The organism is Weizmannia sp. CD-2023, assembly GCF_036225245.1.
Taxonomy (GTDB): Bacteria; Bacillota; Bacilli; order Bacillales; family Bacillaceae_C; genus Weizmannia; species Weizmannia faecalis.
This window is the reverse complement of record NZ_JARTJQ010000095.1, coordinates 25,959-34,881: the sequence shown is the minus strand read 5'-3', so window position 1 is coordinate 34,881 and position 8,923 is coordinate 25,959. Positions and strand designations below refer to the sequence as shown.

At 51.7% G+C, this 8,923-nt stretch carries 10 protein-coding genes; 2 read left to right on the top strand and 8 right to left on the bottom strand.

From position 1 onward, the window contains the following. Positions 1–397: 397 nt before the first annotated feature. Together fdhF and P9687_RS14110 are read left to right on the top strand one after the other, a co-directional pair. Positions 398–3,340 (top strand): formate dehydrogenase subunit alpha, encoded by a 2,943-nt coding sequence (fdhF, locus tag P9687_RS14115; protein ID WP_035189045.1) that lies wholly within the window; start codon positions 398–400, stop codon positions 3,338–3,340. A 16-nt stretch (positions 3,341–3,356) separates the two neighbouring features. Further along, complete coding sequence (locus tag P9687_RS14110) at positions 3,357–3,884, top strand: DUF1641 domain-containing protein (protein ID WP_017550278.1); 528 nt, start codon at positions 3,357–3,359, stop codon at positions 3,882–3,884. Positions 3,885–3,925: 41 nt separating this feature from the next. On the opposite strand, the gene P9687_RS14105 is transcribed toward P9687_RS14110, so the two are convergent. The 8 genes from P9687_RS14105 to P9687_RS14070 are packed head-to-tail and all read right to left on the bottom strand — an operon-like array spanning position 3,926 to position 8,923. Continuing rightward, entirely contained in the window at positions 3,926–4,927 is a 1,002-nt protein-coding gene (locus P9687_RS14105) for a ThiF family adenylyltransferase (protein WP_328228463.1), read from the bottom strand. Between the two features lie 2 nt (positions 4,928–4,929). Then, on the bottom strand, positions 4,930–5,418 hold the full coding sequence (moaC, locus tag P9687_RS14100) for a cyclic pyranopterin monophosphate synthase MoaC (RefSeq protein WP_328228464.1): 489 nt from the start codon (positions 5,416–5,418) through the stop codon (positions 4,930–4,932). 3 nt (positions 5,419–5,421) lie between these two features. Beyond that, a complete protein-coding gene (moaD, locus tag P9687_RS14095) occupies positions 5,422–5,652 on the bottom strand; it encodes a molybdopterin converting factor subunit 1 (protein WP_328228465.1) in 231 nt (76 codons plus the stop codon). Beyond that, the gene (locus tag P9687_RS14090; RefSeq protein WP_013859964.1) at positions 5,649–6,104 is read right to left on the bottom strand and encodes a molybdenum cofactor biosynthesis protein MoaE; all 456 of its coding nucleotides are present in this window, start codon (positions 6,102–6,104) and stop codon (positions 5,649–5,651) included. Before P9687_RS14090 ends, moaD begins: the two co-directional genes overlap by 4 nt. Positions 6,105–6,108: 4 nt before the next feature. Then, a complete protein-coding gene (mobB, locus tag P9687_RS14085) occupies positions 6,109–6,591 on the bottom strand; it encodes a molybdopterin-guanine dinucleotide biosynthesis protein B (RefSeq protein WP_061575951.1) in 483 nt (160 codons plus the stop codon). After that, positions 6,551–7,849 (bottom strand): molybdopterin molybdotransferase MoeA, encoded by a 1,299-nt coding sequence (locus P9687_RS14080; RefSeq protein WP_328228466.1) that lies wholly within the window; start codon positions 7,847–7,849, stop codon positions 6,551–6,553. Before P9687_RS14080 ends, mobB begins: the two co-directional genes overlap by 41 nt. Then, positions 7,746–8,426, bottom strand: coding sequence for a molybdenum cofactor guanylyltransferase (locus P9687_RS14075; protein ID WP_328228467.1), 681 nt, complete (start codon positions 8,424–8,426; stop codon positions 7,746–7,748). Before P9687_RS14075 ends, P9687_RS14080 begins: the two co-directional genes overlap by 104 nt. Then, the gene (locus tag P9687_RS14070) at positions 8,423–8,923 is read right to left on the bottom strand and encodes a MogA/MoaB family molybdenum cofactor biosynthesis protein (protein ID WP_013859968.1); all 501 of its coding nucleotides are present in this window, start codon (positions 8,921–8,923) and stop codon (positions 8,423–8,425) included. Before P9687_RS14070 ends, P9687_RS14075 begins: the two co-directional genes overlap by 4 nt.

Sequence of the window (8,923 nt, the reverse complement as noted above, 5' to 3'; positions counted from 1 at the left end):
CTAAGAGGATATTAGAAAAATTGAAGCAATATCAAAAAGAAACTGGGATTCCAACTAGAACAGCCGCAATCTTAGAATTGTTGAGAAAAGGATTGGAAAAATAACTTTGGCTAAAGCCAACCGAAATTCATCTCCCACCTACTCATTGGTGCGATTCGCACCTTCACATTCCTTGAGGATGGGAGACTTCTTTCGGAAAGACGTTAAAAACAAAAGCCGCCCGCTCAAATAGGCAAAACACTCTGATGGTTTGTTCATTTTTGCATCAGATGCTAGAATAAAAAAAGAGAATAGTAGTTTTATTTTTGCAAAGGTTTGGTATAAGTAACAGAGTTTCCGGTTTTTTGTATTCTTTTCTGAAGGCCTGCCTTCACTGTTTGCAAAAGGAGGAAAAGAAATGGAAACCAAATCGATTCACATCACGATTGATGGCCGGGATTATGAAGCCCGCCCCGGCGAGAAAATCATCGATGTGATCAACCGGAATGATATTTTTCATCCACAAATTTGCTATTACCCGGAAGTTGATCCGATCCAAACTTGCGACACGTGTATTGCGGAAGTGAACGGGGAACTGATGCGCACCTGTTCGACGGCGGCGGAGGACGGCATGGTGGTCCGCCTCAGCGATGACCGGTCGGAAGCGGCCCGGCATGAAGCGATGGACAGGATTCTCGCCAACCACCTTTTATACTGTACGGTGTGCGACAATAACAACGGCAACTGCATCGTCCACAATACAACGGAAAAAATGGGCATCGAACACCAGAAATATCCGTTTACGCCAAAAACGGACGCAAGCGGGGTCGACTATTCGCACCCGTTTTACCGGTACGACCCGAACCAGTGCATCGCATGCGGGAGATGCGTGGAAGCCTGCCAAAATCTGCAGGTGAACGAAACGCTTTCCATTGACTGGGAAGCAGAACGCCCGCGCGTCATTTGGGATAACGGCGTTCCGATCAACGAATCGTCATGCGTTTCCTGCGGGCATTGCGTCACCGTCTGCCCTTGCAATGCATTGATGGAAAAATCAATGCTCGGCGAGGCAGGCTATTTAACCGGGCTTGAAGAGGACCTGCTTAACCCGATGATTGATCTTGTGAAAAAAGTCGAACCGGGTTACGGCAGCATTTTTGCCATATCCGAAATCGAAGCTTCGATGCGCGAACAGCGCACGAAAAAAACGAAAACCGTTTGCACCTTCTGCGGTGTCGGCTGCACATTTGAAGTATGGACAAAGGGCCGGAAAATTTTAAAAATCGAACCGAAGCATGAAGGCCCGGTAAACGCCATCTCCACTTGCATCAAAGGCAAATTCGGCTGGGATTTTGTCAATTCCGATAAACGGCTGACAAAACCGCTTGTCCGCAAAGACGGTAAATTTGTAGAAACATCATGGGATGAAGCGCTCAGCGTGGTGGCAAGCCGGCTGAAAGAAATCCATTCGCAATACGGAAAAGATGCGGTCGGTTTTATTTCTTCTTCAAAAGTCACCAATGAAGAAAACTATTTAATGCAAAAGCTGGCGCGCCAGGTATTTGAAACCAACAATGTCGACAACTGTTCGCGCTATTGCCAGTCGCCGGCAACGGACGGCCTGCTCAGAACCGTTGGCATGGGCGGCGACAGCGGCACGATTAAAGATATTGCCTCAGCCGGTCTTGTCATAATTGTCGGCGCGAACCCGGCGGAAGCCCACCCGGTCCTTGCAACTCGCATCAAACGGGCCCATAAACTGCACGGCCAGAAACTGATTGTTGCCGATATGCGCAAAAACGAAATGGCAGAGCGCGCTGATCTTTTTATCCATCCGAACCAGGGCACAGACCAGGTATGGCTGATGGCGGTGACGAAATATATCATCGACCAAGGCTGGCACGACCAAAAATTCATTGCGGAAAAAGTGAACTTTTTTGATGAATTTAAAGAAACGCTTGAAAAATACACGCTCGACTACGCTGAAAAGATTACCGGCATCCCGAAGGAAACGCTGGTCCAAATCGCCGAAATGATCCATCAGGCAGACGGGACATGTATCCTCTGGGGCATGGGCGTCACGCAAAATACAGGCGGTTCCGATACGTCCGCCGCTATTTCCAATCTGCTCCTTGCCACCGGAAACTACGCGCGCCCGGGTACAGGCGCTTATCCGTTGCGCGGGCATAACAATGTGCAAGGCGCATGCGATATGGGCACGCTGCCGGGATGGCTGCCGGGCTACCAGCATGTGGAGGATGATGCGGCACGCGAAAAATTTGAAAAAGCGTACGGCGTCAAAATCAGCAACAAACCGGGGCTGAACAATATTGAAATGCTGCATGCGATTGCAGCCGGGCAGTTAAAAGCCATGTATATCATCGGCGAAGACATGGCGCTTGTCGACTCCGACGCCAACCATGTTAGCGAGGAACTTTCCAATCTTGACTTTCTTGTCGTCCAGGATGTCTTTTTCTCAAGGACGGCCCAATATGCGGATGTTGTTTTGCCTGCAGCCCCGTCGCTTGAAAAAGAAGGCACCTTTACAAACACGGAACGCCGTGTGCAACGGATGTACCAGGCACTCCCGGCTTTGGGCGAATCCAAACCGGACTGGTGGATTATCCAGGAAGTGGCAAAACGGCTCGGCGCAGACTGGCATTACAGCCACCCGGGCGAAATATTTGCCGAAATGGCCAGCCTGGCTCCGCTGTTTGCACAGGCGGACTACGACAAATTGGAAGGCTGGAACAGTTTCCTTTGGGGAAGCCTTGATGGCGCCAATACCCCGCTTCTTTACAAGGACGGCTTCCCGTTCCCGGACGGCAAAGCGCGGTTTGCCCTGACAGACTGGGTAAAACCGGCTGAATTTCCGGAACAATACGATTTGCATATTAATAACGGCCGGATGCTGGAACAGTTCCACGAAGGCAATCTGACCAATAAATCGGAAGGCATCGAATCAAAAGTCCCGGGCGTATTCGTTGAAGTGTCGCCGGAGCTTGCAAAAGAACGCAATCTCGACACCGGAGACCTTGTCCGCGTCACTTCCCCGTTCGGCTCGCTGCAACTGCATGTGCTGGTCACAGATCGCGTGCAGGGCAAAGAACTATACTTACCGATGCACTCGACGGAAAAAGAATCGGCGATCAACTTCTTAACCGGGCCGATTTACGATAAACGGCAAAGCACACCGGCGTTTAAACAAACGAAAGTGAAGATGGAACTGATCCGAAAAGGTGGGGAGTCACCACTGCCGAAATCAAACCACCGCGATAAGAAACGAAATCCTACACGCGGCGTGGAAGTCGAACGCAAATGGCAGCGCGAAGGCTATCAACCATTAACAGACGTACACTAAGAGAGGGGGAAAAAGGATGGCCGCTCCGATCACAGAGATTGCAAGACAGCAGCCGACGGAAGAAGAAGTCACCCGGCAAAAGCTCGAGGAATTGGAAAAACTGGTTGCCGATCATAAAGATGCGTTTGAAAATTTGATCCGGCTGATCGATGATTTCAATGATACTGGCGCACTGGAAGCCGCAAATGCAATGATTCTCGCAAAAAATGATATTTTAAAAATCGTCCTTGAGCAATTATCCCGGGAACAGGTCGTCAACCTGATCAACATGCTGCTCGGCACGGCCGGCGTCTTTATGAAAGCCGACCACGACCTTATTATCCACTTGATGAACGGTGTAGCATCAGGCTTTGATGAAGGCAAACAATTCATTGGCTCGGAAGAAAAAGTGACATTGTTCGGGCTGCTGAAATCGTTGAGCGACCCGGACGTCAACCGGGCAGTCGGTTTCGCCATTTCCTTTTTGAAGGGCATGGGAAAAGCGCTCCAGGAACCGGTGCCGAAAAAAGAAGACGTGGATAATGAAACATTGGCAAATATTTAACGCCATTCGAAAAGGAAGCACGGAAATGCGTGCTTCCTTTTTCATTGAAAATATTTTTGGTAGAGCGAACGGGCCTCTCTCTTATCTTTCGTACCGTGAATGAGCATCCTCCCGTCCGGAAATAAAACCGTCCGGTGGCCTTCAAGCGCGGTGATCATTAAGTAGCCGTTATACTCTACGGCAGCACCGCCCGCTTTCATCTCCCGCGCCATGTTTTCAAGCTCGAACGCGCCCGGATGACGGATTTGTACTGTATCCCGCCCGCATAGCACATCAGCCGATGATTGGGATTGTAGGGCCGGATAGACCGGATGCCCCCCGCATGACGGACAGTCCTTATTTTTCATTTTTCCTGCTTTGATGAAATGATGTTCACCTTGCCAAATATCAAACACGGCAACGGAATCGCGCGGCTTTTCCCCGGAAAGCAGTTTTAAAGCTTCTGTTGTCTCATAAGCCGCGGTCATTTGCACAGCCGGCGCGATAATGCCCGCTGTATCGCACGTCGCGTGGTAAGCGGGGAGATGGCCAATCAGGCAGCGGAGGCAAGGCGTTTCGTCGGGAATAATCGGAAACGAAACACCGCAGCTGCCAACGCAGGAGCCGTAAATCCACGGAATCCGGTATTTTTGCGCCAGGTCATTCACATAAAAGCGCGTCTCAAAATTATCGGTCCCGTCAATGATCACATCAACGCCTTCTTCCAAAATAGAAAGCAATTTCGGATCAAATGCATCGATCACATGCGCCTCGATACGGATGGTGCTGTTGATGGCTTTAAGCCGGTTTTTTGCAGCGATCGCTTTTGGCAAATGGGTGCGCGCATCTTCCTCACAATACAAATTTTGCCGCTGCAAATTCGATTCATCGACATAGTCACGATCCACAATCGTGATTTTTCCGGCGCCCGCCCGCGCCAAGCTTTCCGCAACAGCGGAGCCGAGCGCGCCGGCGCCAATGATCAGCACATGGCCTTTTGAAATGTTTTGCTGCCCGTTTTCACCGATCGGGGCAAACAGCATTTGCCGGGAATACCGTTCCATGCTCATTCCTCCTGCCTGATAAAATGCCCGCTTTTTCCGCCTGTTTTTTCGATCAGATAGGTCGGCCCGATGACCATGCCTTTGTCCAGTGCCTTGCACATATCATAAACGGCCAGCGCGCATACGGACGCCGCTGTCAAAGCTTCCATTTCCACGCCCGTTTGCCCTTTCGTTTTGGCCATCGCTTCGATATCAAGGCTGTACCCGTCTTCCCGTTTTTGCCAGCTGAACGAAATGTCAACGCCTGTTAAAGGCAAGGGGTGGCACATCGGAATGACATCCGCCGTTTTTTTTGCGCCCATAATGCCGGCTACCTGTGCGACGGCAAGCACGTCCCCTTTTTTGATTTTAAAGTTTGTAATCTGTTCATAGACTTCCTTTGACACGATCACACTGCTTTTTGCGCGCGCCGTCCTGGCGGTTTCCGGTTTTGCCGTTACATCGACCATTTTGGCGCGGCCCTGTTCGTTCATATGCGTCAAGTTTCCCATCTTTCAACCTCCGCTGACCGGCGGGATGAGGGCAACGGTATCGCCGCTATGGACCATTTCCTCATCGCGGGCAAATTCTTCGTTCACGGCCACCATAACTGCATCCTGGTGCAAAATCCCTTTTTCCGCAAGCGCCTGGCGCAGTTCGGCGACCGTCATTTTTTCGCAGTTGATGTCCATTTCAGAACGGCCGGCCTGTTCTTTTAAATGGGCAAATAACAATACTTTAATCATCGTTCAAACGCCTCCGGTGCCCCTGATTCATAGAAAACCGTTTCCTTTTGGTTGCCGACCCACATTTCGCCGTTTTCCCAATGTTCTTTTTTCCAGATCGGCACCATTTCTTTGATTCTTTCAATCGCGTACCGGTTTGCCCGGTAAGCCTCATCCCGGTGCGGGGCGGAAACCGCAATGGCAACCGCAATGTCGGAGATGCCGAGGCGCCCGGTCCGGTGCACGATCGCCGTTTTGGCTTCCGGGAACTGCTGCCGGATTTCCGTACCGATTTGTTCCAGCTTTTTCCGGGCCATCGGTTCGTATGCTTCATATTCCAGATACAATGTTTTCTTTCCTTTTGTCATTTCCCGGACAGTGCCGATAAAAGTGACAATGGCGCCTGCATTCCGGTCGGCAACAGCCTGGATCAGTTTGGAAACATCCACCGGTTCTTTTACAATTTCAAACATCTTTTCACCCCTTTAAAAACGCTTCAACCCATTCGACGCAGCTTTTCCGGTCAGAGAGTTTCATGCAGCCGGATAATGCCGGATTCAGGCTGAAGGCGGCCCGCACATTCGGCAGGCTGAGCAAATCCCTGTCTTGTTCATCACGCAGGCAGACCACTTTCGGATAAGGCGCGTATTTGTAGCCTTCTATCAGCAGCAAATCAAGCGGCAATGCCTCGTACCAGCCGATTAGCTGCTCCAGTGCGAGCCCTTGATCGGCACGAACGGCGAGGACAAACAAGCCGTCCCCTTCCACCCCGGCTGCCCGGGCACCCGCTTCAAAGTGCCGCGTGGAATCTTTGCCGGGAGCGAGCAACGGCTTCCCGCCATGGCCGTGGTGTTTCAGTGTTCCGACCCGGTATCCGTTATCCGCCAAAGCCCGTGTCCAAAGTTCGGCAAGGGCGGTTTTACCGCTGTCTTTGCGGCCTGCGATCTGTAATATTTTCATCCCAAAGAGGCGCCCCTTCCCCGTCTTCCAGCATCAGCACATCCACCATGGTCCCTTTTATAAAACCGCGGGACCCGCCCGGCAGCACAATCAACGCATCCGCTTCTATTAAAGAGGAAACAATATTCGATTTGTCCCTTCTTACCGGAAGCGCGTGCAGCAGGCCTTCCTGATAAGAAAGTTTGGCGCGGACAAAACGGGTGAACGGGTTTGGTTTCGGGAAATCCTCCCCAAGTACAGCCTGCGTTTTTTTCAAATAAACATTTCGTTCGCCAAGCATCGTTTTTAAGTACGGGCGGACGAACAGTTCAAAACCGACGTAGCAGGCGGACGGATTGCCGGAGAGGCCGAAAAGGATTTTCCCGTCCAATTCGGCCGCCGATGTCACGCTCCCCGGGCGCATCGCCACTTTATTGAATAAAAGCGTTGCCCCCAGCTTTTCGTAGACTTTCGGAATATAGTCAAAATCGCCGACCGAAACGCCGCCCGTTGTCATGACGATATCCGCTTCCTTAACCGCCTGCCTAACCGCTTCATATGTTTCCTCGAAATCATCCTTCACAAGCCGGTAAAAAACCGGTTCGCCCCCGGCGCGGATGATTTGCCCCCAGAGCATATAGGCATTGCTGTTGCGGATTTTCCCTTTTTCGAGCGGCTCGCCGGCTTCGAGCAGCTCCGTCCCCGTTGCAATAACGGCGGCTTTCGGTTTTTTTGTGACCGGCACTTCTGTATATCCGAAAGTTGCAAGCGCCGCCATTACGCCCGGATTAACGAGCGTGCCTTTCGGGACAAGCACTTCGCCTTTTTTCATATCTTCGCCAATGCCGACAATGTTCTCACCGGGCCGGACTTTCCGTTTAATCTGCACAAATGTTTTCCCGTTCTGCACCACTTCTTTTGTGAGCTCCACCATGATCACGGCATCTGCCCCGTCCGGGATGGCGGCGCCGGTCATGATTTTCACGGCCTGATTCGGCTTTATCCCTTCATCCCATGTAAAACCTGCCCCGATTGTGGCGACAACTTCAAGGAGAACGGGGTGGTCCGCGCCCGCTTCAAGTGTGGATCCGGAAAAAATCGCATACCCGTCATACGGCGACCGTTTAAACCACGGCACGTCATGGGTTGCAGCCAAATCATCGGAAAGCACCCGGTTAAAACTGCTCTGAATCGGCACAAGCTCCTTTTCGCCTGCAAGCGGATGGGCCATCACTTTGCGGATGGCCTCCGCCACTTTGATTGGTTTTCTCATCAACATCACCGGCTTCTTTTTGTTGTAAAATATAATCTTCTTTTGTATTGATATTGGCAAACGCCTTTTCCTGCGCAAAATCGATAAATTTCAGGCGGCAGCGTTCAAAAAGCGCCCGCATGCTGAGGCGGCCTGTTTCAAGCTGCTCCCTTACTTTTTCTTTCACCCTGTTGTGAAAAACGGCAACGAGCGGCTGGATTCTCCCCTCTGCCCGGGCCACGATGGCGTCATATGCCGGATCGCGTTCTTGAAGCAGCCGGGCAACCGTTCTTTTTCCGATCCACGGCGTATCGCACGGCAACACAGCGTACCACTGGGCGTCCACTGCGAGCATCGCCGAATAAATGCCGGCGAGCGGGCCTTTTCCGCGGTAGCGGGGAAGATCGCAAATCACCTCAATCGGTCGGTTGCGCGGGATTTTTTCCGCAAGCCCGGGCCGCGCTACCACAATGATCGCCCCAGTTCCGGAGAGCGCATCCACGCTGCGTGCGACCATGGCTTTGCCGCCGATTTTCGCAAGCGATTTTTCGCCGCCGAACCGGCTCGACTTCCCGCCTGCCAGAACAATTCCGGCTGTATTCATTGCCGGCTGAGCTCCCAGACAATATGCTTTAATTCCGGCAAAATGAGTTTTTTCATGGCAAGGGACACGGCGTTGCTGGAGCCCGGCATTGAAAATACGGCTTTTTTCCCGATTGTGCCGGCAAGCGCTTTGCTGAGCATCGAGGCGCTTCCGATTTCTTCATAACTTAAATAGCGGAACAGCTCGCCAAAACCGGGCATTTCTTTATCGAGGAGCGGCCGGACCGATTCCACTGTAACATCCCTTTTCGTAAAGCCGGTGCCGCCGTTCAGCAAAATGGCATTGGTGGTTTCTTTCGTCTGTAAAACCGCCTGCCTGATTTCGTCCGCTTCATCTTTAACGATGCTGTATTCCGCCGCTTCCATCCCTTCCTGTTTTAACAAATCTATCATCAGCCTGCCGCTTTTGTCTGTTTCTTCCGTCCGGGTATCGGAAACGGTGATCACTTTGCACAGCACCGGAAGATCGGCCTGTTGTTTATGCTCTTTCGTGCTCAA

What these genes read in the sequence shown, in the direction of transcription:
- fdhF (WP_035189045.1), top strand. Translation starts at nt 398, where the DNA reads ATGGAAACCAAATCGATTCACATCACGATTGATGGCCGGGATTATGAA.
- P9687_RS14110 (WP_017550278.1), top strand. Translation starts at nt 3,357, where the DNA reads ATGGCCGCTCCGATCACAGAGATTGCAAGACAGCAGCCGACGGAAGAA.
- P9687_RS14105 (WP_328228463.1), bottom strand. Translation starts at nt 4,927, where the DNA reads ATGGAACGGTATTCCCGGCAAATGCTGTTTGCCCCGATCGGTGAAAAC.
- moaC (WP_328228464.1), bottom strand. Translation starts at nt 5,418, where the DNA reads ATGGGAAACTTGACGCATATGAACGAACAGGGCCGCGCCAAAATGGTC.
- moaD (WP_328228465.1), bottom strand. Translation starts at nt 5,652, where the DNA reads ATGATTAAAGTATTGTTATTTGCCCATTTAAAAGAACAGGCCGGCCGT.
- P9687_RS14090 (WP_013859964.1), bottom strand. Translation starts at nt 6,104, where the DNA reads ATGTTTGAAATTGTAAAAGAACCGGTGGATGTTTCCAAACTGATCCAG.
- mobB (WP_061575951.1), bottom strand. Translation starts at nt 6,591, where the DNA reads ATGAAAATATTACAGATCGCAGGCCGCAAAGACAGCGGTAAAACCGCC.
- P9687_RS14080 (WP_328228466.1), bottom strand. Translation starts at nt 7,849, where the DNA reads ATGTTGATGAGAAAACCAATCAAAGTGGCGGAGGCCATCCGCAAAGTG.
- P9687_RS14075 (WP_328228467.1), bottom strand. Translation starts at nt 8,426, where the DNA reads ATGAATACAGCCGGAATTGTTCTGGCAGGCGGGAAGTCGAGCCGGTTC.